Origin of the sequence: Halomonas sp. M4R1S46, from assembly GCF_025725685.1 — a bacterium.
GTDB lineage: Bacteria > Pseudomonadota > Gammaproteobacteria > Pseudomonadales > Halomonadaceae > Halomonas.
On sequence record NZ_CP107008.1, the window covers coordinates 3,149,896 to 3,173,962 of the forward strand.

The window sequence follows — 24,067 nt, forward strand, 5'->3', positions numbered from 1 at the left end:
ATGAGACCCGGCTTCAGAAGCGCCGTCGCGCGGCAGACACATATTCGGGGACAGACTCTCATTTCTATGCCAATTAAAGAAAGAGGCATGGCTCCCCTTTAGCTTTCCTAGCTTTTCAATTTCCTCTTGGAACATTTTCATATCCATAGAGAATTACCTATAACGCCGCGCACACCGGCGCGAGCTTGCGAGCGTCCGTAGGCAGCGTAGTGCTGCGCTTGGTTATGTGGGATATAAGCTGCCATTTAATGTTTTCGCCGATTTGTTTCAAAACCACCACCTAACACCTGATACATCGCATCTCTCTTAGTACCTTTTTTCCCATTTTTAGCATTCTTCTTCGTGCGCGCACTAGCGAGCTTATTTTTACGGCGCTCTTCCTTCCTCATCAAAAGTACGCGAGTGGCTTCAGCATAGGAAAGGTGAGGATTTTCCGACAGAATTCTCTTGATTTTTTTGTCGTTTCGCTCGTCGACTTTCTTCATATTTCCTTTACACACTGATTATCGCGCCGAATGCATAACACCAATGAACGAGTCAGCAGCATTTTCTTCCATGTCAGCTTTGGGTCGTCAGATGCCGCACCTTTCCCATCAGCGTAGGCTAAAGCTTCCCATTCGGCCAAGAGCGGCTATTGAGATTTTCCTGATGTATAATGCCCGCCTCACGCGCCGGTTTGGGGCCGCGAAGCGGCGGAAAATCGGTCGCAGTGCAGCCGACTGTTAGCTTACTGGCCTAAGTTGATAGCATTTCATCTACAAGATCCTGCAGTGCTTCAGACCAAAGGCCAGAATCCCAGGAACTCTCTAGAGCCCTTGATACTGTAAGAGGGTTCTTATTCAAACCGCCAGCATTATCGTAATATGCAGCCGCTTGATCCACATGCTGTTTCCATAGATCACCCTTTTCGGACAATCGGGGACAATCGGGGACAGGCACCAATTATTCTCACGGGACAATCGGGGACACGGGACAATCGGGGACAGGCACCAATTATTCTCACGCGATGACGGTGCACAAGTCCCAGGGCTCGGAGTTCACCCACGCCGCTTTGGTGCTGCCCGACACGCCGAACCCCATCCTCACCCGGGAGCTGGTCTACACCGGCATCACCCACGCCCGCCACTGGCTAACGCTGGTGGAAACCGGCCGCGGCCAGCTGATGGACGCGGCGCTGCGGCGAGTGATACGGGTGAGTGGGCTGGGGGTCTGAAGGCCCCCTCTTGCTCGGGAAGGTTGGAAGCCGCGCCAACGCGCTCACCCGATTTCAAAAGACGCCACGCCAAAGAGGCGAGCTAACGGCAGGTCGGGGATCTCCCCTCGGTACATTCGGGCGGTTTCAAACGACACCCTCATGCCATGCTTCTCGGCCAATGCCACCGCCGCTGGGTTGACGGCTGGCACATCAAGAAAAACGGGGTCCGATGGCTTCGTGTGGGCCTTCAAGGCGAGAAAAAGCGACTCGGCCAATGCCGGGCTGTCCGCCAACAGGGGGCCGACCTTGTACCCGTTCCGGCATTGCCGGATGACCCCATAACCAGCCAGCCTGTCATCCTGCATCACGCCAAGCGCATGACCATCAGGCTGGCTAATCCAGGCGCGTGTGAACTGTTCCCTGTTGGCAGGGAAAAAGGGCCGGTCATAGGCGGCAAGGGTCTCGAAAGGCAGGCTAGATAGCTCGACAATGCCCGCCTGCCGGGGAGCCTTGCCGCCCCCCGTTCCCTCGTAGCGGATGTTGCGATAGGCCAGCGTGAAACCGGATTTCCGGTAGTTTTCCTGCTGATCGACGACGCCATCAAGGCCTATGTTGTGGCCTTGGAGATAGTCGATGCCCGCCTTCCAGAGTTGAAGCCCATACCCTTGCCCGCGGTATTCCGGCTTGACGATATAGAAGCCGAGAAAACCGAAGGCGTCGTCGTATTTGATCACAGAGAGGGTGGCGATGGGCTCATCGCCCAGCAGGCCGATGAGGAAACCCTTCGGGTCGGCGGCAAAATAGCAGTCGGCATCGTGAAGCCCGGGATTCCAGCCTTCCTGTGCGGCCCATTCCATCGCGAGGTCCACCTCTTCGCGACGCATCACCCTGATCCTGTAGCGGTTATCGTTCATTGGCGGCTCTGCCAGTCATGAAGACGCCCTGATAGCTTAGAAGCTACCTCGGGGACAGGCCCGATGTATCCCTCGCCTGCCTCACACGATGACAGGGGCAGCCTGCTGCGGATGGCCTTCCCCGCCAGCGACGGCAGCGAGCGCATCAAGTGGGTACTGCCCTCGCGCCTGCAATCAGTGGAGACGGTGCACGCGATGACGGTGCACAAGTCCCAGGGCTCGGAGTTCACCCACGCCGCCCTGGTGCTGCCCGACGCGCCGAACCCCATCCTCACCCGGGAGCTGGTCTACACCGGCATCACCCGCCCCGCCACTGGCTGACGCTGGTGGAAACCGGCCGCGGCCAGTTGATGGACGCGGCGCAGCGGCGGGTGATGCGGGTGAGTGGGTTGGGGAGTTGATAGGCATCGGCTCCCCTATTTAATATTTAACCCAAGTTTGATGTTCGCTCACGATCAGCAGTGGATATGTTTCAAACAGCAATCCTTCTGCCCAGCTCTACTTCCCATACCCTAAGGTGAAACAAAAAACTTTACTTCAATATCTAAGCCTGCAGCTGTTGACATCCAGCTATCCAGCAACTGATAGGCCTGCAATGAAGTTGGTGCTGCTGGGCTTCCACCCTCAAACTGTTGAACAAAGTGTTTTTTTGAAAACCCATTACCAACAACAATCCAAATTTCTTTTCTTACAGCTGATGACCGCCGTCGACTGGCAATACACTTTTGCACTTCAGCCACCTTTCCCTCTCTAACATTCTGATCATCTTGAGGGTTATCAAACCTCTTCCTATCATAGAGCCGAACCCTTTCTTGAAGAAAAGGATTGCTATTCACGGTCGGCCAGTGACTTAGGAGATTAGTATAATTCCCCGGCTTCAGTTCTAAATCATGCGACACCGCATGCTCAATATTCTTAATTGCTTGCCCACCAACTTCAGCAATAGAACCAGCAGCCGACCCTGGATTCTCTGAATCTCCACATTTAACGTGAACAAACACTAACTTATCTGAAGATGAAAGAACAAAATCTGAGTGTTCGACCCCCATGTCAGAACAGAGAATCAAATCCACATTTGGTATGTATTGATAAAATGGCCCACAATTATCGGGACTAAACCCAACACTACTAACAAACTTCAATTTATCAATAAAGTAAAAGATAGAATATTGGCTGAACTCATCACTTTGGACGTTACCAGAATCCTTTTCACTTAGATTGGAAGAACTCAACTCGCTGAGCGGTATCAGCGCCCCACCTAGTTTAGTTTCAGATATTTTCCCATCCAACTGAGAAGGAAGTCTCACCCTAAAGAAATTCCCATCAGCATAGGTCAAGCCATTGGGATACAGAGCCTTTATTTTTACTCCATTTAAAATCTCAAGCCATGATTTTTGATATTGAGGGCAGACAACAGACTCATTACCTTCAAATTTAAGCCGCTCTTCCTTTTCATCATAAAAAACCAAATAACGATCCCCAGACCCAATTAGATCAACCCCACCATTATACTCAGCATACTGAAACCCAGGACCTATTGAATATTGACTTGAACCCGAAAAAACCTCAACATCTGTATCAAAATGAGAAAAATCAAACAGTATTGACACTGGATCATTTTCAGGAATTTCGTATACAGGCTTAGAAAAAGAATTAAGAAAGCTGCTCTTTAAAGCTCTAGTAGAATTCATTACTTTATGAGCATCATCTATCCACTCCATGAGCCTTGGCAAAGAAAAGTTTCTAACCTTCTGATCTGAAACCCTCCCCGACCCCATACCCAAATAGTAACTACTCCTTCTTTTATTATCTTGCCCTATATTATCCACTTTAAGTGTAGTGAATGCATAAGTGGAATGCGCTTGATCAGTAATGGTTTTTTCCAAATCACCACTTTTCATTGACATGCCTGCAGGTTTTGTTTCTGCGCTTGTTATCGCAATAGTATGAGCTTCTTTTGTTCTAGTACGCTCCTCTCTACTTGCCATCTTAAGAAGCTCATCAACATTCACAGCGGCCCCTAAACCCAGCTCTTTTCTATAGCTATATTTTTGGCTCCTGCTATCATATATGGCAACCAAATCATCAAGCTCTCTTACTACCAAAACCTCAAATGAAGGCTGAAAAAACAACTCGTATTTTAAAAGCTTTGAATTATTAAAGCTCACTGAGAGCAATATTTCCGCACCACAACAATCCTCTCTCCTTTCAACCAGATCACCTTCCTTTGTGTATTGCCAATACATTTCATCCATCATGGCCGGCAAGGTAAACTCACTGCTTTTTTTTACAAAACATACCGAAGCCAGTGGAATATTCAAGGAGCTTTCCGGGTCAAACTCCTTAAGATTAAACCTCTTCTTGAAGGAGGAATCGAAATAGCTATATTCCGGAAAAGCCTCTAAATAACTATCAATCAATGACGCTGTGTTTAATGACTTAAGAAACTTATGAGATGATTTTCTATCCGCGATGGACTCATCAAATTTACGATAATTATTCCACAACTTTTCGTTCGAGCCAGTGTCAATCTCAATGACATTAGGAATATAGTTATCATAAATACGAACGACTCTACCAACAGTTTGAACAAGTTCCCTTCCGCTAGATACGGGATAGGTTAAAACCAAGGTTTTAGCGTGTGGTATATCGACTCCTTCATCTAACTTCCTTTGATGGACAAGAACCTGCCAGTCTTGCTCTGCAACCTTTCTTGGAACTGAAGATTTCAGGTTTTCATTATCACCCCCCTTAAAAGAATCATGTATGGCCAGCGTTTTAAACTTCCGACTCAACAACCCATAGTATCGTTCAACTTCTGCACCCGTATCACACTTAACAATACATACTGTACCTTTTTGATCGACTAACCTTTGAGAAACAGCATCTAAAACTTGAGCCTCATTAATCGTAGAGAACACTGGGTCTCGTAGGACGCCATCATTCAACGCCTTTTTAAAGGTAAATATATAACTCGACTTTGGATCGATATCGAATTGAAATAGGTCATTTCGGTAAGGTGTTGCCGTGATAATAATCTTATATTTTTCAAGACTTCTGGAGATATGACTCCAAACGGGAGAAGGCTCAGAATGTCCTTCATCAACCACTAGCACATCAATATTTCTTTTTAGTGCCTCGAACTTCTCATCCGACATGGTTTGAAGCTTTTGGAAGGTTGACACATAAATACCATTTTTTGATGTGTCATCCACTTTATTGAAAACTTCCTTCAACACCAAGCTATGATCTGGCCATATTTTGTCAAAAAAACCCTTCTTGATTTCTCTGTACAATTGATCACAAACAGCTCTTCTATGACAAAGAACTAGGATGCTGTTATTTTCAGAAAAATGTGAGATGGTGGCTATAACACCACTTTTACCGGCACCGGTAGGAAGGCTCAGCAAACATGACTTTTCAGATTTTGGTTTTGAAAGATAACCAAATGCCGTCTTCACACTCTCCTGCTGGCATAGCCTAAGAGCGCCCCACAACTTATCTTCTAATGCTGTTCCCTGGATATTCACAACCAGCCTCTTAAAATATTTTCTTACAATTTAACTTTTTATGGACTTACCTTTATTTTTCTTTTAATCGTCGCGAAAAAACCTACTTCAAACCCAACACTGACTAGCAACTAGGCAGATTGATTTTCCTAACTGACAGATACTTACACTTGCTTTGCTTGGGCAGCATTTGAAATACTCAATTACCAGCCACCCCGAACGACTTATTAATTACAACAACTTACCCTGACTGCCTTAATCTTATGAGTTTCACAATGCCTGCTTTGGGTCGCCAGCTGCCGAATTCTATTTATCAGCATAGACTAACATTCCTCATTCTGCAGAGCGGACCTTCATCGCATTCTACAAAAATGTTCACCATCATTCGCTCGAGGCATGAGCGTCGGCTGCATGGTTTCGTTGGGCATACTCCGCTGGAACTCGGACCATCTGGCAGTCAGCAGCCAATGGCTGAATGATCCAGTTAATGTTTCTTATTACACACATCCGATCATACAGACTATGCACTAAACAAAGATGCGCAAGATCATTGCTCATCAATATTTGAATCTGCCGCATCCGTTCACGTTTGGAAGGGTTGCTATGGAATAATTCTCCATTGAACAAGACATCTATCATTTCGTCTGACTTGATGCCGTGCCATTCATGCAGGAACCCCGCATTTCTCCACTGCTCTTTGTTGCACTTAAGGCACTTATGCAGCCGGCCATCTGTACAGTGCTTACCAAGAAGCGAGGATATCTTGAAATATTCCGTGGTCTCCTTCTGACCCCAAAAGAAACGGAAATCCAAGTAGAAACCCTTTAACCGGTGCACTTCGACGCCGCACCCTTGTCCCGACACCTTACCATCTCCATGCTTTGTAAATCCGCCGCCAAGCACAACCCCCTGATTCTTTAATGACTCCCAATTTTTCCAGAGCTCTCGAAACTTTAGTCGGAACAGTTCCATTTGTTCTAAAGTTTCATCGTGCATCTCCGTGGTCAGTGGTATTAGCGTATCTGCCATATTCTTATGCCCAACGTCCATATGCAGCGGTCCGCGATGCGCTACCTGCACCAGGTGTGCCTTGCTGCCGTTGCTTGTTAAGTTTATCACTCACTACTAGGGTTACCTGTTGCTTTAAAGATGGCACGTTGTCCCGAGTGGTCTGAAGTAAGTTTTGTTATTATGATAGGGAATTCGCGAAGTGTTTTTTGGCCGTTTTCAATAACAATGCCCTTAAAGCGTGCTCCACCTTCAAGTTCCGCGGCCATCAGCTTTCCAAATGAAGAAGGAATGAATACGCCATTGCATTCCTTGATCCCGCGGACCTCATTAATCTCAGCCTGCCCAACGCCCTCTATCTCGTTTATCCATGCTTCCTGCATCACTTGAACTCCTATTTGTAACTTAAAAGGCATCAGATTCCACGCACGCATGTCAACTTTAACGCGTAAGCGCGCAACACTTTTATCTCGCACGTCGTTTTCTCACTAACCCACTGAAAAATCGAAATATCAAGTATAGCTTAGCTGTATAACACCAATCATCATACATACCGCGTCACATCGATGAATGTGCTGGCCACCTTTGTCGGCACGTCAGCTTTGGGTCCAGGCCGTGTGAAAACAGAAAAAAGCTTGTCTGAATCAAAAATCGCCCCCCTCAGCTGCCCGGTGAGCCTTTCTGAGCCACTGCTTCGATGATGGCTGTCTAATGCTGTCGCGACATATCGGAATGATTGCATCACCAAAAGCACCACTGTCGCGTTTTACACCCCTTGAAAACATAGGGAAAACGGGCTGATTACGCCCGTGCAGCCCGCATTAACTCGTTGACACCCAAGATGCTCATGACACGCTTCAGATTGTAAGCCAACACATGAAGACTCATTTCCGTGCTCACATTTTTAAGCCGCCTTGTCAGGAAATGCGTCGATCCCATCCAAGCCTTCAACGTCCCGAACGGATGCTCTACCGTTTGTCGCCTTAGACGCATCATTTCTGGATGCCAATCGAGGCGTGACTGCGCTGCTTCAAGCACATCTTCGTGCTCCCAACGTTTGATCCTCCTCTCCTTTCCAGTCGTACATTTCTCCTTTATGGAGCAGCTTCCACATGCCGAGCTCCAGTAGCAATGCAGCGTCTGCCCCTTTTCCTCAGTTTGAAACCGCCATATTAGTCTCTGCCCCGCAGGACAGATATATTCATTGCTTTCAGAGGAGTAGCGAAAAGCGTCTTTAGCAAAAAGCCCCTTGGCCTGGCTTGGCGATGTCACTGGCTTGGGTAGATAGGTAGTGATGCGTTCCTTGTGGCAGGCCAGAATTTCCTCGCCCTTGTAGTAGCCCCTGTCGGCTACGACTTCGAGCTCCTTGATGCCAGTGGCCTCACGAGCTTGCTTGGCCATGTTGGCCAACTGACTACGATCATGGCCGATGTTGGTCACCTCGTGGGCCACAATCAAATGGTGCTGGCTATCAACAGCGGCCTGCACGTTGTATCCCACAACCCCTGTCCCTCTGCCACTGGTGGCCATGGACCGAGCATCCGGGTCCGTCAAGGAAGTTTGCTGATCGGGAGACCGTAGCCGCTCCACCTCAACCGACTGTAATCGTGAGGTTTCTTCCCTCAGCTTTCTGATTTTCTCCTTCAGGTGTGCGGTCTTGGCCTCTGCCAGTGCAGGCTCCTCGCGATCGGCTGCGTCAAGCTGGGTGAGGTATCGTTCGAAGCTTTCTTCGATCTGCTCAAGGCGCCGCTTCATCTTGGCCGCTGTGAAATTACGGTCACGGTTGTTCACGGCCTTGAACTTGCTACCGTCGATGGCCACGATAGCTTGGGAGAAAAGCTCCAGGCGTCGGCAAAGCACGATGAACTCTCGACAGACCCGACGAATGGCCTCGCCATTATCCTTGCGGAAATCCGCGATCGTCTTGAAGTCCGGTGTCAGGCGCTCAGTCAGCCACATCAGCTCGACGTTGCGCTGCGTCTCACGCTCCAGGCGGCGACTTGACTGGAGGCGATTGAGGTAGCCGTAGATGTAGAGTTTCAGAAGAACAGCGGGATGGTAGGCTGGCCGCCCCGTTGCGTGCGGATCGACACCCTTGAAACCAAGGCCTCTGAGGTCGAGCCCCTCAACGAATGCCTCAATGGCACGGACCGGGTTATCTTCTGCGATGAAGTCATCCAAAAGTGCAGGAAACAAAGTGCCTTGGTCTCGGGCCTCTCCTACCACGAATCGCTTCATCGCCATTTCCTCAGCGGACCTCGGCAAAGTATAGCGGCCACCACGTTTTCACACAGCCTGGGTCGATAGCTGTCGCACCCCATCATCAGCATAGGCTAAATAGTTTTTTTATCGGCAATACGATAAAAATTCTCTCATATGATTCTTTCGGAATTCGAAATGAGCAATTCTGCAATGGAGATGAAGTTGTACCGGTAAGGTCAGGGCCGCGACTTTTCTGGTTAAGCAGACTGCATCGGCCACTGCTTCCATATGAACCACCCATATACTTCCCGTATCAAAGTTATGGTCGCTCAAGTGAGTTTTTCCGATGCATCGCTACGTAAGCGGCTACAATTGCGTGTATACTTTGTAGCCAAAGCTTCATAGAGCTGAGCAACGTGATTCCTACATCTTTCCGCGACTCAAGGAGGCATGAAGGCCCCGAGGAAGAAGCGCAGCGATCCACTTAAAGCCCTTAAGGGCAGCGTTCGTCGGTTCGATGCCCCATTCACGCCCGTTGTGGATCTCGACGATACAGCCGATCGTGCCTTTATGATGCTCTTGGCGGAAATCTCGGATGATTGGCGACTGAGCGATGCCGAGGTAATCGCACTCCTGGGCAGTATGCCCTTCCCCCCGCTCTCGGTCGAGCAGCGCGAGCGCATCCTGGAGCTAACGCGCCTACATTACTACCTGGGGATTTTGTATGGACCACGAATGTGTCGTGAGTGGATCCGCCGTCGTATGCCACTGTTTGATGAGCGTTCTCTGATTGAGACCGCTACCGTTGACCCTACTGCAGCGCGGTATGCAATAGGCCGAGTGTTGTCCGTCATTAATGGCGATTTCTCATGAGCTGGCGATGTGCCAAGCTACTGAGTGATGACCACCCCGGTCGTTAACGGACTTGCCCTCACGTACACACCCCATACTCCAGTCGCATGATCAGGTCATAAACTTGTTGAGGCTCTTCAACCATTACGTCTGCTGGCGTGCGGCCTCGAAGAGCAATTTCTGGACTAGTCATCCAGCGTTCGGCACCTTCTCGGCCCTCAAGCAATCTCTCAGCGGCTTTCCAGATATCTATCTCGCTAGGTCCATCCAGAATCTCGCGTCCGACGTCAGGCGCATCATGCCACTCCTTAAGCTCTCCGAGCTCTGGGGCTTGAAGATCGCACTGTTGTAGGAGCTGATCGAGCGAGTAGGGACGGTCTTCCAATGGGACTGCCTCGGGCAGGTCTTTCTCGTGAGCGGCGAGTGTAGTTCGGAGCCAGGCTTCAACCTCCTCACATACAGCGTCGTTTTCTTCTGGCGGCACGAGTGAGGCATCGATACCAGAGCTGCGGCGCAGGAAAAAGTGGTCCGGAACAGTCAAGGAGTAGCCCCCACGCAGGTAGGCGATTATCTCGCCACTCATGGCGGCCATGTAGGAGCGGTCGCTCTGCAAGCACTCCAGCGCCTCGCGGAAGGTCTCCAGGGGCTGGGGGAAGCGGTCGCGGAGGTCGATGGCCCGATAGGCGAAGATCCGCTCCAAAGGGTCTGTAGGGTGATGTGTTGGCTGTGTCATGGAGTGGCTACCTGTATTCGTGCGTTGGGTATCAGGGTAGCCTATGGAGCGGCTCAATCTGCGGGCTCTCTTCTGCCAGGTGTCGGGATCAGTCCAGGAAGGCGCCGATGCCTTCCTCATCGATGGTGGCATGTACCGCATCCAGGGCAGCCTGATCAGTAGCGAAGCGGTCGTCCCAGACATGGGAAGTGCCATACTTGTTGACGACTTCCAGCAGCCACTCGGTTTCGTCTTCCAGGCGGTAGATATCGACTTTCAGGGTGTGGCCGTCGCGGGTGATGGCCTGGCTGAGGGGGCTCTGGATCAGCTCGGGGGTTGGAATATCGTCCCCTCGGTAAGGTGCTCCTCCAGTTGGCCAGCGCCGAGCATCTCTCTCCGCGAGGGGTAATGCCGCAGCAACCGCTTGGCCTCCCAGCGGAGGGACTCGGGGAGGGAAACGTCCTGGCTGAGCTCCAACAGAAACTCTCTGGCCTGAATCACTGCGCGCGTCCGCTCGCATGGCATGGTCATCGGTGTGTCCTCTTCTCAGGAGTTTCCTGGCAGCGGTGCTGCGCTCACTCCACCCCCAGCGCATTAACCACCGCATCAACCGGCTCTGTGTAGAAGCTGGTGTGGAAGTTGGTGCATAGCTCGCGGGGATGGTCGGGATGTCCACGCCGCTGACTATGGGCAGGGTGACGCGCTTGCCGCCGGTGTCGAAGGCCAGCTGCAGGCACTCGGCCAAGCTCTCCACGGGCTAGCTAGCCTCTATCCTCCAGCTCCACCATCTGGCTCTGAGTGGGCTTTCCCAGCAGCCCTGACGAGAAGGGCACCAGGCTGGCCTGGGCGAGGTCACGCAGCACGTCGGCGTTCTGCAGGTCGACCACATATAGGTGGAAGTCATGCTCCAGCACCTTGCTGACGCCGCCGATCCCCCTCGCTGCCATTCTACGTGCCCCGGCCTGTGCTGACGATGGCGGACTCTCAGGCACGCTACCGCCACCCCGTACACCTTGCGGATCACCGCGGGCCCAGGGCACTCAGGCAGTCCAACAGCCGAATCAAGTGATGCCGCTCCCACAGATCCACCACCTCGGACCGCAGCATGAGTGATCTCAGCCTGGGGCTGAGGGCACTCTCAAGCAAGCCTACTTCGGATAGCATACGAAAGACTACCTGCGCCATCTTTCGTCTAGAGGGGGCAGTCCAGCCGGCAATGACCGAATCGGGTAAGGCGCGGTCGGCCAGGAAGTCGTCCCACTGGTAGGGCTCAAGCCACTCGGCCTGCGTCGCGAAGGTATCGGCGACCACCGTCTTTAAGAACTCCACCAGCAGCAAGTTGCGGGCCAGCGCCGCGCAGAACCCCACCTCGGTGGACAGTTGCGGATCCCCCTCGCATAGCACCTGCCAGAACGGCGAGGAAGTCTCTCAGGCGCTTGCGGATGCCTAGGCCATGCGCTTAGCTGTGGCCGGCTGCACCTTTTGGAGCCAATTCTCATCAAAAACGGCTGCCTTCCAGGCCACGTCGTCGACTCGTGCCAGCAGCAGCTCCGCCACGAGGCGGCTTTCGCGGAACATCACCGAGCCACCGATGAGGTCGGAGTTGTAGCAAAAAGTAGAGGAGATTAAAGTCATTTGGAGGCAGCTCTTGAGATAAGAGACACATAGTATTGAGCGCTATTAGCGGTGAGGCTTAGGAATGGGCTGATTTAAAACAGCTTCGTTTAACCCGTGCGCGTCGGCATTGTATGCCCAACGGGCAAACTGATCGATCAGGGCTTCCTGCGCTTTCTCTAGCTCCGCTACCCGCTGTGTTAGGCGAGCAATTCGATCATTCGCCCTATCAATGTCAGTGAACTGGCGTGTTGCTTGAGACGGGACTTTCAGCTCCGCTTTTCGCAAACGCATCGCAGTCTTGATGCCATCACGAGTCAGTAGAGTTTTTCGAGTGGTCTCTATGCCCAGCTCATTTTTGCATGCTATAATGACAAGTTGCCACGTCAACTTACTACTTCGCCAGTCACGTATCATCGCCTCAATACGTGCAACGTCTTCCACAGACAGCCTTGCCATGATTAGTCTCCCAGTCCCAAAAGTCGTTCCAGCTCATCCACTTTGTCGTCCGCAGAATCAGTTTCGATGAAGTTAGCATTTTCTTCAACCAACTCGTCTCGCATCGCTAATGCATTACGACCTGACGTCCACCCATTTTCAACCCCTCTAATAATCGCTCCATCCTCAATATCGGGGTCCTCCAACACTCGGATCAATTGTTCACAACGTTCCATTTTCTCCATTGTGGTTTGAAGCCAGGTGTTGGCACCATATGTGCCACTATCAGCCTCATTACGGAAAGCCACAAGGCTTATTCGTAGATGCTCTCTCTCATCTTTTAGGTTCGCCAGCTTTGTCTCATCACCCTTCACGCACACATGTTCCCCACAGGTCAGACAATTATTAAACTTAGCGCAGGGCTCTTGGGCGTAGTCATGTATACAGACCCCAAACTCAGTGATATGGACAATTCGATCACTCTCATCTCCAAGGTCTCTCATGCTGATCGGGGCATTTGTCTTGAGTGAGGCTAGAAGTTGAACGTTTGTAGCCGAAAGCTGCGGCGTAAACGTCTCTACCTCAGCGGTCTTTTCCTCAATCGACATGTGATTGTAGACCCTGTTCTGTGTAACATCAATGCGACCCGACCAACGCGCTATCAGTTCTTGTGACAAGCCTGAACACTGAGCCCCTGTGTTAAGTAGATGGCGAAACGCATGGCTGTTGACCTTCACATCTACATAGCCGTGGCGATTAAAAATAGATTGCGTATTTTTTTGACTTCCTGAGAGCTGTGTATTCAGTCGGTGACTACAACATCCTATGAGACCGAAGGGCTTTTGCGGATGATCTTGAGCCGCTGTAAAGGCCCCCGTTCTGAAGCAGAATAAAGCATCTCTCCATTTGACAACCCTCTTGGCATCTGTATAGGGGAAGTGCTTAGAAAGGTACTTTTCTCGCACCAACACATTGAGTGTTCGAAGGGTAACTACCCATGTATCGTTGAACTCGAAACCAGCCAGCCTTCCATTCACGTAAAGTCGAGTACCTTTGCTGGTATCATAGCCGGCGAGAAGCCCTTGCGCGACTCTCTGGGCTTTGGCTGATATCACTTTACTGGCAATGATCTTATTTAAGAAATTCTTAAATACATTTCTTGGGGGATGGTTTTTTGTTGAAAGCATTAAGGAATCGCATACTTCTTGCAAGGATAGCGGTTCATCAATGTTTCTATTTGGTACACCTGCATGGGGTGGAAATGACTCTGGATTCTCTTCCAACCACTTGGCGTAGTCACGTGCCTCTTGGGTGATCTCAACAACACGACTCACCGCCTCTTTACAGATATCAACCATACTATCTGGTATTGGCTTTTTGTTTGGTCCAAAACCTTTATTTGAGTGCCAAAGCATGTACAACTGCTTACGACCTTGAGAATCTTTCTCAGAGAAGAAACAATCTTTTTTAACATATTTAAGCTCTCCAACACGAGAAGGCTGGGAGAGCATAATTGCCACGGCCGAGGTGGTCATGATATCTAGCGGCAACCCAGGTTTGCTGTGAAAAATCTCTCCAAGTGCGATCAGTGATGCTTCACTCGGAAGTTTCTTTCTCGCATCTTCTGCATTTTTTTTAAGAGTTTGTGCAGGCTCCTTTATCTGTGGGTCCCAGATGAAAGGCTTAGCTACCATACCTGATGATTGAAGATGACCATGAATACGCCTAAGTTGCAGCGAAGTTTTGTAAGCCGTGCCAAGCGAATTATAGTCCTGTGAAATAGCACATGCCCTATCAAATACCGAAGAATTGGCAGAAGTTACATCGGCTTTACCAATGATATCAAGAAGGGCTATTTCAAGGCAACGTAATGCATTTAATAGATAGCTATCCTTCCTGAGCCTGACGGCCCTTTCATCGAACAGCATCGCTTTTACATAATCAATAAATTCAGGGTGAAGTGTCTCTGACCTCTTCCCAAGCCTCGAGCACGCAGTATTCTTCAGGCCCCAGCGATGCCAACTCTCTGCCTCCCATTGGACAGGATCAAGGGGTTCATCGTACAAGTGGATTTGCGATTTTGCCCAGTAAACAAATTCACGCAATGCCGCTTTTGCCGCGAGCCCTGCCTTCGGAACGAAAGGGACAACATTATTCATTATTTTCCCCCTTTCTATTTTTTCTTTTAGCATTTACTTGATGAATAACCTGCATCACGGCGAGGATAGGACCATCAAAACTCATTGCCACGTTACTGTCCTGACCAGCTGCATCAATTGCTCTCTGTTGCCGTAGTTTTAGGCGCTCTAGGACTTCCTCATGGGGTCCCTCGATCCACGGTTGAAACTTCGAGCACGTATAGCACGCCACAGGGGCGTCTAAGTGGCAGCCCCCTGATGCACCGCATGTGGCAATACCACTCGATTGACCACGAATTGTCTTGTTGGGGTAAGAACCATTGACTGCTTCAGCCGCACTCTCAACTAATTTTCCTTTAAAGGCGTTAACAACCAGCGACAATTCCTTCTTCATCTTGTCATCGATTCGCTTACCCATCTCAGGTGATACTTTGATATACCTAGAAACACTGCGAATCGACTTGTGACCGAGTGCAAGGGCGACAGTATGCTGGCTAAATCCCATCCGACTCATATCTGTTCCAAGCGTGTATCGAAATCGGTGTGGTCCCAAGTGTATTCGTTCACCTGTGCGCTCTGAGATTGGAAACGCCGGATCAGTTTCAAGCCCATAAAGGAGTGCCTTCATTGAACCATCGTGCTTGTGGAATTTTTCCTGTGGACCGGCTTCGAGGAGGTGAAGGTCAGGGTCGTTAATGATCACGGTGTGTACAAACTTTTTGCCTTTCGACCGAAAAATAGGTACGTGAGGCAATGCCTTTTCCCAGTCCACTCCTGGTCGATCGGCCTGCAAACAGTTAAGTGTAAGGCTTTGGTAACTAACAAGCAAACTGTACAGGTCTTTGGCCAACTTACACGTTTGAAAGCTATTGCGGTATTCAAAACCCTTCTGCTTGGCCTTTGGAATCCGCAGCAACGGACCCTCGCTAGCATTATGGAGATCCCCAAACACCAATTGCTGTAACTGACGACTACGAGCGCCTGTAGCGATCAAAAGGCGGATGTACAAAAATCTCTCGATAGAAATTCGACCATTGGCATAAGCATCATTTGACCAATCAAACAGAGCCTGTGTCTCCCGCACTGTGAAAGGTCCCTTTACTGGGTTCATACTTTCTACCGGGCAAGGTCCGCTGGTATTTTTTGGCTTTAGTGCATAGAGAGCCTTGATGACCTGTTCACTCGGGCAGACGGCGAGCAAATATTCTTCCCGCCACCGCTTAAGAAATACACGCAATACAGAAAATTCGGATTTACCAAGTCTATTGCGAATAGCGATGGCATCAGCTTCGTCCAGCACATCCACACCCAAATCAGCACACCGACCGAGTACATATGCCAGTTGCTTTAAGGTTCTGGCCGAATTGTCCTTGGCGTAATACGCTAACGCTGCAGCAAGCCACGAACGCATCGCCTCTGGTACAGCGAACTTCGCTTCTGCGATATTAGCTGACTGAGCGGTCGGATCAGGTCGCCACCAATCGTCTGCAGGTTTGAATGCACCGCCGCCCATCGCTATCATCTCCTGGTGCAGCCACACGTCAATGTTGTTTTTAGTCGGGGTCGTTAATATCACTTTTCGCCCTCATTATTTCCTGGCGAGCTGCTATGTAGTAGTTTCTCGTTTCGCGCCTCCATCGCTTTATCAGCCTCTTCTTGGTAGTATTTTTGACCGTAAAGGTTGGGCATGTAAGAGGTATCTGACCACCCGTATTTGTAAGTGAGCACTCGACGCTCCTTCTGCATTCTATCCTCAATTGGAAGATCCTTGGTCTGATCAGCAACCGTCTTAACAGTTCTATAAACGTCGTGATGCCGTAGCGTATGGGGCGTGACTCCCTTCAGCACAGGAAACTTCTTCTTCGCGGTATTAAAAACTGCGTCGACAGACTTGATCGAGAGCGGCGCCCCTTCTCCCTTGCCATGTGCTAGCAACAAGTAGGGATGGGTTTTGGCTCGTTTATAGTTCCGATGTTTCTCAATGTACCGATTGATCATCGCCATGAGTGGCTCAGGAGCTGGGAGCTTGCGCTCATTTGTCTTAACACCCGGTTCTGATGCACGCGGATCATCCGGGTCATTTGGGCGGTGAGCAATCTTAATACGGTTATGACGGTAGTCAATATCAGCCAACTTAATACCCAGCATCTCACTCCGCCGGATACCTAGACTGAAGAGAAGCAGCACGATCAGGTAATTACGCAATCGGAGGGCCTCAGACTTCGGCCATGGGCTCTCAACTGAATCAGGGTGCAACTTATTCAACATCTCTTCTTCCTGTTCAAGCGTCATACCTTTAGGCTCCATCGGCCTTCGCTTCCAAGCAGGTCTAGACTCTTTAATAATGAGATCAATCCGTTTTACCATCCAGGAGACTTGGATGAGACGATCATCTGGATGGCCCAACGCCTCATAGAGGAAAGAAAGGTAATTCTTGGCAGTTATCAAACGGGATTCAGCCTGAGGCGCGCCCACTTGTCGATACGCTGTACGGTGGAGGCGGATGCCACTAAACAATTTATTCAGCGTATCTTTTGTCCAATGCGTTTGATTGGAAAACCTTGCCAACTCGGATTCGCTCAGGTACTTAGGCTTAGGCCGCTGCATCAAACGCGCCTCAAGGTCGATGTTCTCAGACTTTAACCAAGCAAAGAAAACTAGCAGATCACTGAGAAAACGCTGTTGAGTATTGGGCGACCGAACCCGCATTTTTTTGAGGACGTATAGGCAAGGCCAGTAAACCGGCACAGAGTCTTGAAGCAACAGCTTGACTCTGGTCTCATTATCCAGCTTGCTTTCTTTGATTGATAATTCCATGAGCTCCCCTTGAAACGTTACACTATTTTAACTAGCACTTTATTGATTCTCTTCAAACATTAAGTTACAATGCTTCCCAACGGGGAAAACACATAATTCCATTAATATCAAAATCTTAGAGGAAATTCCATTGTCTAAAGGTAACAAGACAGGCGCAACAGGATCTTACGTCTACACCATGAATCGGGTGGGCAAGGTCGTGCCCCCCAAGAAGCAGATCCTCAAGGACATCTCGCTGTCCTTCTTCCCGGGTGCCAAGATCGGCGTGCTGGGCCTCAACGGCGCCGGCAAGTCGACCCTGCTGCGGATCATGGCCGGGGTGGACACCGAGTTCGAGGGCGAGGCCCGCCCGATGCCGGACATCAATGTCGGCTACCTGCCCCAGGAACCCGAGCTCGACGACGCCAAGAACGTCCGCGAGACCGTGGAGGAGGCGCTGGGCGCCATCAAGGAGGCCCAGGAGAAGCTCGACGGCGTCTATGCCGCCTATGCCGAGCCGGACGCCGACTTCGACGCCCTGGCCAGCGAGCAGGCCAGGCTCGAGAACATCATCGAGGCCGCCGACGCCCACAACCTGGAGCGCAAGCTGGAAGTCGCCGCCGAGGCCCTGCGCCTGCCGCCCTGGGAGGCCCAGGTGAGCCACCTCTCCGGTGGCGAGCGCCGCCGCGTGGCGCTGTGCCGCCTGCTGCTCTCCAGCCCCGACATGCTGCTGCTGGACGAGCCCACCAACCACCTGGACGCCGAGTCCGTGGCCTGGCTGGAGCGCTTCCTGCACGACTACAGCGGCACCGTGGTGGCCATCACCCACGACCGCTACTTCCTCGACAACGTGGCCGGCTGGATCCTCGAGCTCGACCGCGGCGAGGGCATCCCCTTCGAGGGCAACTACTCCCAGTGGCTCGAGGCCAAGGAGAAGCGCCTGGAACGGGAGGCCAAGCAGGAGGCCTCGCGCCAGAAGGCCATCAAGCACGAGCTCGAATGGGTACGCAGCAACGCCAAGGGCCGCCAGGCCAAGAGCAAGGCGCGCCTCAATCGCTTCGAGGAGATGCAGTCCGGCGACTTCCAGAAGCGCAACGAGACCAACGAGATCTATATCCCGCCCGGTCCGCGCCTGGGAGACAAGGTCATCGAGTTCCACGGCGTGTCCAAGCGCTTCGATGACAAGCTGCTCTACGAGGACCTCAGCTTCACCGTGCCGCCGGGGGCCATCGTCGGCATCGTCGGCGGTAACGGCGCCGGCAAGTCGACGCTGTTCAAGCTGATCAACGGCACCGAGCAGCCCGATGCCGGCGAGGTGGTCAAGGGCGAGACCGTCGACATCGCCTACGTCGAGCAGCTGCGCGATGCCCTGGACGACAAGCAGACGGTCTGGGAGGCGGTCTCCGGCGGCCAGGACATCCTCAACATCAACGGCTACGAGGTGTCGTCGCGGGCCTACGTGGGCCGCTTCAACTTCAAGGGCAACGACCAGCAGAAGCGCCTGTCGGACCTGTCCGGCGGCGAGCGTGGCCGCCTGCAACTGGCCCAGACCCTCAAGCAGGGCGCCAACGTGCTGCTGCTCGACGAGCCCTCCAACGACCTGGACATCGAGACCCTGCGCGCCCTCGAGGAGGCCCTGCTGGCCTTCCCCGGCTGCGCCCTGGTGATCTCCCACGACCGCTGGTTCCTGGACCGCATCGCCACCCACATCCTCGGCTTCGAGGGCGACTCCCGGGTGGTGTTCTTCGAGGGCAACTACACCGAGTACGAGGCGGACCACAGGAAGCGGGTGGGCGACGACACCCCACACCGCATGAAGTACAAGCGTATCGACGCCTGATGGCTCGCTGGCCATGCTGATGCATTAGCCCCGTCTGTTGTCTTTACAGGCGGGGCTTTTGCTTGCTGGTTGGTGCTGTCTATTCCGTCCACCCTCGCTCGTGTCGCCTTGCAAGGATGTCTCGATGATCGCTCTGCTCCACTACCCGCTGCAGGTCACCAAGGCGTTTCGCCAGAGTATCGCCTACCTGCCCAGCCTGCTGGCGCTGGGCTATTTCCTGGTGGGATTGCTTGCGGTGGTGCCGCACGAAGGATTCATTTCGATGCCCGGCTGGCTAGACTTCGTGCGCTTCAACGACAAAGACACCTTGCGCACGCTGCTCTCGACGCTGATCGCCGGCATGATATCGCTGGTGGTGTTCAGCTTCTCGATGGTGATGTCGGTGCTCTCCCAGGCCGGTGGCCAGTTTTCCCACAAACTGGTCTTCGGCCTGGTGACCGAGCGCCACCATCAATGGGTGCTGGGCAACTATCTGGGTACCATCCTGTTCATCCTTATGCTCCTGATGGTGCCGGAAAACAGCGGCTCTCCCGGCACATGGCGCTCGCTTGCCGCCTATCTGGGAGTGGCCATGGTCATCCACTGCCTGGCCCTGTTCGTCTACTTCATTCACAAGGCCTCCCAGACGGTTCAGGTCAACTCGGTGGTCGCCGGCCTGCATCTGGCCACGAGCCGTTCGCTGGCCAGCCTGAAACATCGTCAGCAATCGCCTAGCTACAGGCGGGTGGCCGACACGCTACCTGCGGCGGCACCCGCGTCGTGTCACCGTTTCGAGATTCGCTCACGCCAGACCGGATTCATCCAGAACGCCAACTTTGCCGAGCTCGCCGAGCTTGCCGCCAGCATCGATGGGGTAATTCATCTGAATTTCTCCCCGGGGGACTTCACCCTGGCCGACTTCCCGCTGCTGTACGTCGATGCGCCTGCCGAACCCGACCGCGCCTGTGCTGACGAGTTGCTGGCGCATCTGCTGTATGGCGAGGGCGAATCGATCGAGGACATCCACGTGCACGGCCTGACACAGCTGATGGAGATGGCGGTCAAGGCGCTGTCGCCCGGGATCAACGACCCGGGCACCGCCCGCCTGTGCATCAATCAGCTGACCGACCTGCTGCGGCGTCGGCTGGATTTCGATCCCTGCAACGCCATGGTGGATCAGCACAACCGAGTACGCGTCACCTGGCCGGCGGAAAGCTTCGAGAGCCTGATCTACCGGGTATTCACGCCGATCCTGCATTACGGGCAGGACGATGTGACCATCGGCCTGAGCCTGCTCAAGGCATTGAAGAGTCTCTCCCTGTATGCCGAAGGCGCGGAGCGACGGTTGCTGCAGGCCTATGCCGACCGAATCATCGGCACCCTGGCCGACGCCGCCCACCATCGGCTGGATCGCGACTTCATCAGCGCGCGACTGAACGGCGGCGAGCATCGCCTCGAGCTTCCTGACTACCTCGACTATCGCGAGTAGAGTCTCGGCTCGCCTTTGGGCCGGGTCTTGAAGCGGCGATGCAGCCACAGGTACTGCTCGGGATGGCGGCGGATGGCGGCCTCGATGACGGCGTTGACGCGGGTCGCGTCGGCCACCTCGTCGCCGGAGGGGAAGTCCGCCAGGGGCGGCAGGTACTCCAGGATGTAGGTGCGATCATCCGGGTTGCGATGGAAGATCAGCGGCATGACCGGGGCCCCGGTCATGCGGGCAATCTTGGCGGTGAGCTTGACGGTCGCCGCCTCGATGCCGAAGAAGGGCGCGAACACGCTGGCATCGCGGCCGAAGTCCTGGTCCGGCGAGTACCAGACGTTGTGGCCCGCCTTGAGCCGGCGTACCACGCCGCGCAGGTCATGACGATCGATGGCGCGGCCGAAGATCCGGCTGCGGGCCCGGGTCATGAAGCGTTCGAACAGCGGGTTGTCGTGGGGCCGATAGACCGCGTCGGCGGGGAAGAACAGGGAATGCAGGGCACCGCCCAGGTCCAGGGTGGAGAAGTGGATGCCGATGATCAGCACTCCCCGGCCCTGTCCCTGGGCCCGGGCCATGTGTTCCTGGCCCTGGAAGGTCACCCGATGGCGCAGGTGCTCGGGATCGCGACACCAGCCGGTGGCCGTCTCGAGCAGGCCGATGCCGTTGGCGATGAAGCTCTCGCGCACCAGCGCGGCCTGCCGGTCGGCGTCGAGCTCCGGGAAACACAGCCGGATATTGGTCTCGGTGATATGCCGACGCCGCCTGGCGAACCGCCAGGCGGCCAGGCCGATCGCCTTGCCCACCCACAGCTTGAGACGCCAGGGCAGCCAGGCGCCGAAATGCATGGCGGCAATGGCCAGCCAGGTGGACCAGTAGCGGGGATGGGCGAAGTTGGGCCGGCTCATTGGGGGACAGACCCCCATTGACGACTCCTATCCATGGCAAGACTCCTGATCGGCTGGCTCTCAATCGGGGTCTGTCCCCGACTGACCGCCATGATACCGCCTGGGGACCCGCGGCAGCACCCCGGTGAGCAGGGTGTAGCTGATGGTGTCGCAGTGGCGGGCCACCTCGTCCACCGACAGCACGCTGCCGTCGCCGGCGCGCCCCCACAGCACCACCTCGCTGCCGATATCGGCCTCGGGGATATCGGTGAGATCCACGGTCAGCATGTCCATGGAGACCTTGCCGGCAAGCCCGGTACGCCGCCCCTCGACCAGCACCGGCGTGCCGTCCACGGCATGGCGATCGTAGCCATCGCCATAGCCGCAGGCCACCACGCCGATGCGCGAGGGCCGCGGCGTCCACCAGCGCCCGCCGTACCCCACCGGCTCGCCCGCGGGCAGCTCGCGCACGGCGATGATCTCGGAGCGCAGGGTCATCACCGGGGCCAGCCGCCGACTGGCCGCATTGGGGGTCTCCAACGGGTCGCTGCCATACAGCATGACCCCGGGACGGTTCCAGGCGCCATGACTCTCCGGCCGCGCCAGGGTCGCCGGGGAGTTGGCCAGGCAGGTGGGCGCCCCGAGGTCGGCGGCGAGGGACTCGAGCAGCGCCGACTGCCGGCGGAAGTAGTCGGCGTCCTCGGCGTCAGCGGTGGCGAAGTGGCTCATCAGGTGCAGGTCACGGACCTGCTCGGGGGCCGCGGCGAGCCGCGCCCAGACCTCGGCCAGGCGCTCGGGGGGAAAGCCCAGGCGATGCATGCCGGAATCCACCTTGACCCAGACCGGGATCGGCCGGGCCGGACGATACGCCAGCAGGGCGTCCACCTGCCAGTCGCTGTGCACGGCCATCCACAGCCCCTGGGCCTCGACCAGCGCCAGCTCCTCGGCCGCGAAGATGCCCTCCAGGAGCACGACCGGCGCCTCGATCCCGCCCTCGCGCAGTGCCAGCGCTTCCTCGAGGCAGGCCACGGCAAAGGCCGGCGCGAGCCCCTCCAGGGCCCGGGCGCAGCGCACCAGGCCGTGGCCGTAGGCATCGGCCTTGAGCACCGCCATCGCCTGGCTGTGGGGGGCCAGGTCACGGGCCAGGCGGTAGTTGTGGCGCAGGGCGTCGAGGTCGATATCGGCACGCAGGGGACGGGCCATGGGGCACTCCGGGAAGGATCGTCTGGGAAAGCTAGGCCAGCTATTATTCTCCAGATTCATCGCCATTTCATGGCGTGATACGCTAAAATTCTGTCAAAAAGCAGATATTAAATCTGCAGAAAAGGCGATGAATAGATAAAGCATCGCCCTTATATGCGGAAAGCCAGGACGCGGTCCTGGCTTTCCGTGATCGTCGCTGGGACGCCTCGCTACTCGAAGATGGCGTCCAGGTCCAGCCCCTGCTTGTCGAGCATGCGCCTGAGTTTCTTCAGCGCCTCGACCTGGATCTGGCGGACCCGCTCGCGGGTCAGGCCGATCTCCTCGCCCACCTGCTCCAGGGTCGAGGCCTCGTGCCCGCGCAGGCCGAAGCGGCGCACCACCACCTCGCGCTGCTTGTCGGTGAGCTCGGCCAGCCAGTCGTCGACATGCTGCTTGACGTCACCGTCCACCAGGGTCGACTCCGGCCCCAGGTCGTTGTCGTCGGTCAGCGTCTCGATCAGCGGCTTGTCGCTCTCGCTGCCCACCGGGTAATCCACCGAGGAGACCCGCTCGTTGAGGCCCATCATCTTCTTGACGGTTTCCACGGGCTTGTCGAGGTAGTCGGCGATCTCCTCGGCGGTGGCCTCGTGGTCGAGCTTCTGGGTCAGCTCGCGGGCCGCCCGCAGGTAGATGTTGAGTTCCTTGACCACGTGGATGGGCAGACGGATGGTGCGGGTCTGGTTCATCAGCGCCCGCTCGATGGTCTGGCGGATCCACCAGGTGGCGTAGGTCGAGAAGCGGAAGCCGCGCTCGGGATCGAATTTCTCCACCGCGCGGATCAGGCCGAGGTTGCCCTCCTCGATCAGGTCGAGCAGGGTCAGGCCGCGGTTGAGGTAACGTCGCGCGATCTTGACCACCAGGCGCAGGTTGGACTCGATCATGCGCGACCGCCCGGCGGGATCCCCCTTGCGGGCCAGGCGCCCGAAGTGAACCTCCTCTTCGGGCGTCAGCAGCGGCGAGAAGCCGATCTCGTTGAGGTAGATCTGGGTGGCGTCCAGGCTGTGATGGTAGTGCCGATCTTCCTTGCTCAGCGCCTTCTCGAAGGCCTCGTCGCTGTCGTCGGCCGCGCCCGCCTCCAACTCGACCTCCTCGGCGGCCTCGTCCGATTCGGCGGCCGTGTCCAGATCCACGTCCTGAAGGTCCCGTTCAAGCATGCTCATCGATTGCTACCCCATGTTTGCGACGGGGCACCGGATCATGCCCCCCAACGATCGATGTTAAGATTTGTAATTGTATGCTGCTCTTGCGTTGCAAAGTGTCATTG

Annotated in this window: 19 protein-coding genes and 3 pseudogenes; 5 read left to right on the forward strand and 17 right to left on the reverse strand. The window is 54.2% G+C overall.

All coding sequences use genetic code 11. The annotated features are described in order from the left end of the window. Positions 1 to 245: 245 nt before the first annotated feature. Positions 246 to 485, reverse strand: coding sequence for a hypothetical protein (locus OCT48_RS14635; protein WP_263589864.1), 240 nt, complete (start codon positions 483 to 485; stop codon positions 246 to 248). A 518-nt stretch (positions 486 to 1,003) separates the two neighbouring features. Here OCT48_RS14635 and OCT48_RS14640 point away from each other — a divergent pair. Then, positions 1,004 to 1,213 (forward strand): annotated as a pseudogene (locus OCT48_RS14640) (ATP-binding domain-containing protein); the annotation flags it as partial. A gap of 44 nt (positions 1,214 to 1,257) precedes the next feature. Here OCT48_RS14640 and OCT48_RS14645 read toward each other — a convergent pair. Next, the gene (locus OCT48_RS14645; RefSeq protein WP_263589866.1) at positions 1,258 to 2,109 is read right to left on the reverse strand and encodes a GNAT family N-acetyltransferase; all 852 of its coding nucleotides are present in this window, start codon (positions 2,107 to 2,109) and stop codon (positions 1,258 to 1,260) included. A 99-nt stretch (positions 2,110 to 2,208) separates the two neighbouring features. On the opposite strand from OCT48_RS14645, the pseudogene OCT48_RS14650 reads away from it, so the two are divergent. Then, positions 2,209 to 2,510 (forward strand): annotated as a pseudogene (locus OCT48_RS14650) (ATP-binding domain-containing protein); the annotation flags it as partial. A 111-nt stretch (positions 2,511 to 2,621) separates the two neighbouring features. Here the strand turns inward: OCT48_RS14650 and OCT48_RS14655 are convergent. The 4 genes from OCT48_RS14655 to OCT48_RS14670 all read right to left on the reverse strand — a co-directional run bounded on the left by OCT48_RS14655 (position 2,622) and on the right by OCT48_RS14670 (position 8,864). Then, positions 2,622 to 5,639, reverse strand: a complete 3,018-nt coding sequence (locus tag OCT48_RS14655) for a DEAD/DEAH box helicase (protein WP_263589867.1) — start codon at positions 5,637 to 5,639, stop codon at positions 2,622 to 2,624. Between the two features lie 360 nt (positions 5,640 to 5,999). Further along, positions 6,000 to 6,647 carry a hypothetical protein gene (locus OCT48_RS14660; protein WP_263589868.1) on the reverse strand — a complete coding sequence of 216 codons (648 nt, stop codon included), beginning with the start codon at positions 6,645 to 6,647 and terminating at the stop codon, positions 6,000 to 6,002. 86 nt (positions 6,648 to 6,733) lie between these two features. Continuing rightward, positions 6,734 to 7,009 (reverse strand): hypothetical protein, encoded by a 276-nt coding sequence (locus OCT48_RS14665; RefSeq protein WP_263589869.1) that lies wholly within the window; start codon positions 7,007 to 7,009, stop codon positions 6,734 to 6,736. 418 nt (positions 7,010 to 7,427) lie between these two features. Then, positions 7,428 to 8,864 carry an IS1182 family transposase gene (locus OCT48_RS14670; protein WP_263589870.1) on the reverse strand — a complete coding sequence of 479 codons (1,437 nt, stop codon included), beginning with the start codon at positions 8,862 to 8,864 and terminating at the stop codon, positions 7,428 to 7,430. A 414-nt stretch (positions 8,865 to 9,278) separates the two neighbouring features. Between OCT48_RS14670 and OCT48_RS14675 the strand changes: the two genes are divergently transcribed. Continuing rightward, positions 9,279 to 9,701, forward strand: coding sequence for a hypothetical protein (locus OCT48_RS14675; protein ID WP_263589871.1), 423 nt, complete (start codon positions 9,279 to 9,281; stop codon positions 9,699 to 9,701). A gap of 58 nt (positions 9,702 to 9,759) precedes the next feature. On the opposite strand, the gene OCT48_RS14680 is transcribed toward OCT48_RS14675, so the two are convergent. The 8 genes and pseudogenes from OCT48_RS14680 to OCT48_RS14715 all read right to left on the reverse strand — a co-directional run bounded on the left by OCT48_RS14680 (position 9,760) and on the right by OCT48_RS14715 (position 17,399). Next, a complete protein-coding gene (locus tag OCT48_RS14680; RefSeq protein WP_263589872.1) occupies positions 9,760 to 10,413 on the reverse strand; it encodes an antitoxin Xre/MbcA/ParS toxin-binding domain-containing protein in 654 nt (217 codons plus the stop codon). A 303-nt stretch (positions 10,414 to 10,716) separates the two neighbouring features. Beyond that, positions 10,717 to 10,923 carry a BPSL0761 family protein gene (locus OCT48_RS19540; protein ID WP_318152517.1) on the reverse strand — a complete coding sequence of 69 codons (207 nt, stop codon included), beginning with the start codon at positions 10,921 to 10,923 and terminating at the stop codon, positions 10,717 to 10,719. A gap of 230 nt (positions 10,924 to 11,153) precedes the next feature. Continuing rightward, positions 11,154 to 11,339 carry a hypothetical protein gene (locus tag OCT48_RS14690; protein ID WP_263589874.1) on the reverse strand — a complete coding sequence of 62 codons (186 nt, stop codon included), beginning with the start codon at positions 11,337 to 11,339 and terminating at the stop codon, positions 11,154 to 11,156. 73 nt (positions 11,340 to 11,412) lie between these two features. After that, positions 11,413 to 12,027: pseudogene (locus OCT48_RS14695) on the reverse strand (BrxA family protein). A 45-nt stretch (positions 12,028 to 12,072) separates the two neighbouring features. Next, entirely contained in the window at positions 12,073 to 12,465 is a 393-nt protein-coding gene (locus OCT48_RS14700) for a hypothetical protein (protein WP_263589875.1), read from the reverse strand. A gap of 2 nt (positions 12,466 to 12,467) precedes the next feature. Then, positions 12,468 to 14,603, reverse strand: coding sequence for a hypothetical protein (locus OCT48_RS14705; RefSeq protein ID WP_263589876.1), 2,136 nt, complete (start codon positions 14,601 to 14,603; stop codon positions 12,468 to 12,470). Further along, positions 14,596 to 16,158 (reverse strand): site-specific integrase, encoded by a 1,563-nt coding sequence (locus OCT48_RS14710; protein ID WP_263589877.1) that lies wholly within the window; start codon positions 16,156 to 16,158, stop codon positions 14,596 to 14,598. Before OCT48_RS14710 ends, OCT48_RS14705 begins: the two co-directional genes overlap by 8 nt. Next, positions 16,155 to 17,399, reverse strand: a complete 1,245-nt coding sequence (locus OCT48_RS14715) for a tyrosine-type recombinase/integrase (protein WP_263589878.1) — start codon at positions 17,397 to 17,399, stop codon at positions 16,155 to 16,157. The genes OCT48_RS14710 and OCT48_RS14715 overlap by 4 nt, the downstream gene beginning before the upstream one ends. A 130-nt stretch (positions 17,400 to 17,529) precedes the next feature. On the opposite strand from OCT48_RS14715, the gene ettA reads away from it, so the two are divergent. Both ettA and OCT48_RS14725 read left to right on the forward strand, forming a co-directional pair. Continuing rightward, positions 17,530 to 19,218 carry an energy-dependent translational throttle protein EttA gene (ettA, locus tag OCT48_RS14720; protein WP_263589879.1) on the forward strand — a complete coding sequence of 563 codons (1,689 nt, stop codon included), beginning with the start codon at positions 17,530 to 17,532 and terminating at the stop codon, positions 19,216 to 19,218. 124 nt (positions 19,219 to 19,342) lie between these two features. After that, positions 19,343 to 20,686 carry a DUF2254 domain-containing protein gene (locus OCT48_RS14725; RefSeq protein ID WP_263589880.1) on the forward strand — a complete coding sequence of 448 codons (1,344 nt, stop codon included), beginning with the start codon at positions 19,343 to 19,345 and terminating at the stop codon, positions 20,684 to 20,686. Here OCT48_RS14725 and lpxL read toward each other — a convergent pair. The 3 genes from lpxL to rpoS all read right to left on the reverse strand — a co-directional run bounded on the left by lpxL (position 20,674) and on the right by rpoS (position 23,963). Next, the gene (lpxL, locus tag OCT48_RS14730; protein WP_412031014.1) at positions 20,674 to 21,600 is read right to left on the reverse strand and encodes an LpxL/LpxP family Kdo(2)-lipid IV(A) lauroyl/palmitoleoyl acyltransferase; all 927 of its coding nucleotides are present in this window, start codon (positions 21,598 to 21,600) and stop codon (positions 20,674 to 20,676) included. The two genes, OCT48_RS14725 and lpxL, sit on opposite strands and share 13 nt — an antisense overlap. Before the next feature lie 42 nt (positions 21,601 to 21,642). Beyond that, positions 21,643 to 22,764: an alanine racemase gene (gene alr, locus OCT48_RS14735; protein WP_263589881.1), complete on the reverse strand. Its 1,122-nt coding sequence runs from the start codon at positions 22,762 to 22,764 to the stop codon at positions 21,643 to 21,645. Between the two features lie 209 nt (positions 22,765 to 22,973). Beyond that, positions 22,974 to 23,963, reverse strand: coding sequence for an RNA polymerase sigma factor RpoS (rpoS, locus tag OCT48_RS14740; protein WP_263589882.1), 990 nt, complete (start codon positions 23,961 to 23,963; stop codon positions 22,974 to 22,976). Positions 23,964 to 24,067 lie beyond the last annotated feature (104 nt).

Bases quoted from the DNA above. Each gene is read 5' to 3' on its own strand.
- OCT48_RS14690 (WP_263589874.1), bottom strand. From the start codon at position 11,339: ATGGCAGCGAGGGGGATCGGCGGCGTCAGCAAGGTGCTGGAGCATGAC.
- OCT48_RS14725 (WP_263589880.1), top strand. From the start codon at position 19,343: ATGATCGCTCTGCTCCACTACCCGCTGCAGGTCACCAAGGCGTTTCGC.
- OCT48_RS14670 (WP_263589870.1), bottom strand. From the start codon at position 8,864: ATGAAGCGATTCGTGGTAGGAGAGGCCCGAGACCAAGGCACTTTGTTT.
- rpoS (WP_263589882.1), bottom strand. From the start codon at position 23,963: ATGAGCATGCTTGAACGGGACCTTCAGGACGTGGATCTGGACACGGCC.
- OCT48_RS14635 (WP_263589864.1), bottom strand. From the start codon at position 485: ATGAAGAAAGTCGACGAGCGAAACGACAAAAAAATCAAGAGAATTCTG.
- OCT48_RS14715 (WP_263589878.1), bottom strand. From the start codon at position 17,399: ATGGAATTATCAATCAAAGAAAGCAAGCTGGATAATGAGACCAGAGTC.
- OCT48_RS19540 (WP_318152517.1), bottom strand. From the start codon at position 10,923: ATGACCATGCCATGCGAGCGGACGCGCGCAGTGATTCAGGCCAGAGAG.
- OCT48_RS14705 (WP_263589876.1), bottom strand. From the start codon at position 14,603: ATGAATAATGTTGTCCCTTTCGTTCCGAAGGCAGGGCTCGCGGCAAAA.
- OCT48_RS14675 (WP_263589871.1), top strand. From the start codon at position 9,279: ATGAAGGCCCCGAGGAAGAAGCGCAGCGATCCACTTAAAGCCCTTAAG.
- OCT48_RS14700 (WP_263589875.1), bottom strand. From the start codon at position 12,465: ATGGCAAGGCTGTCTGTGGAAGACGTTGCACGTATTGAGGCGATGATA.
- OCT48_RS14660 (WP_263589868.1), bottom strand. From the start codon at position 6,647: ATGGCAGATACGCTAATACCACTGACCACGGAGATGCACGATGAAACT.
- alr (WP_263589881.1), bottom strand. From the start codon at position 22,764: ATGGCCCGTCCCCTGCGTGCCGATATCGACCTCGACGCCCTGCGCCAC.
- OCT48_RS14680 (WP_263589872.1), bottom strand. From the start codon at position 10,413: ATGACACAGCCAACACATCACCCTACAGACCCTTTGGAGCGGATCTTC.
- OCT48_RS14665 (WP_263589869.1), bottom strand. From the start codon at position 7,009: ATGCAGGAAGCATGGATAAACGAGATAGAGGGCGTTGGGCAGGCTGAG.
- OCT48_RS14645 (WP_263589866.1), bottom strand. From the start codon at position 2,109: ATGAACGATAACCGCTACAGGATCAGGGTGATGCGTCGCGAAGAGGTG.
- lpxL (WP_412031014.1), bottom strand. From the start codon at position 21,600: ATGGGGGTCTGTCCCCCAATGAGCCGGCCCAACTTCGCCCATCCCCGC.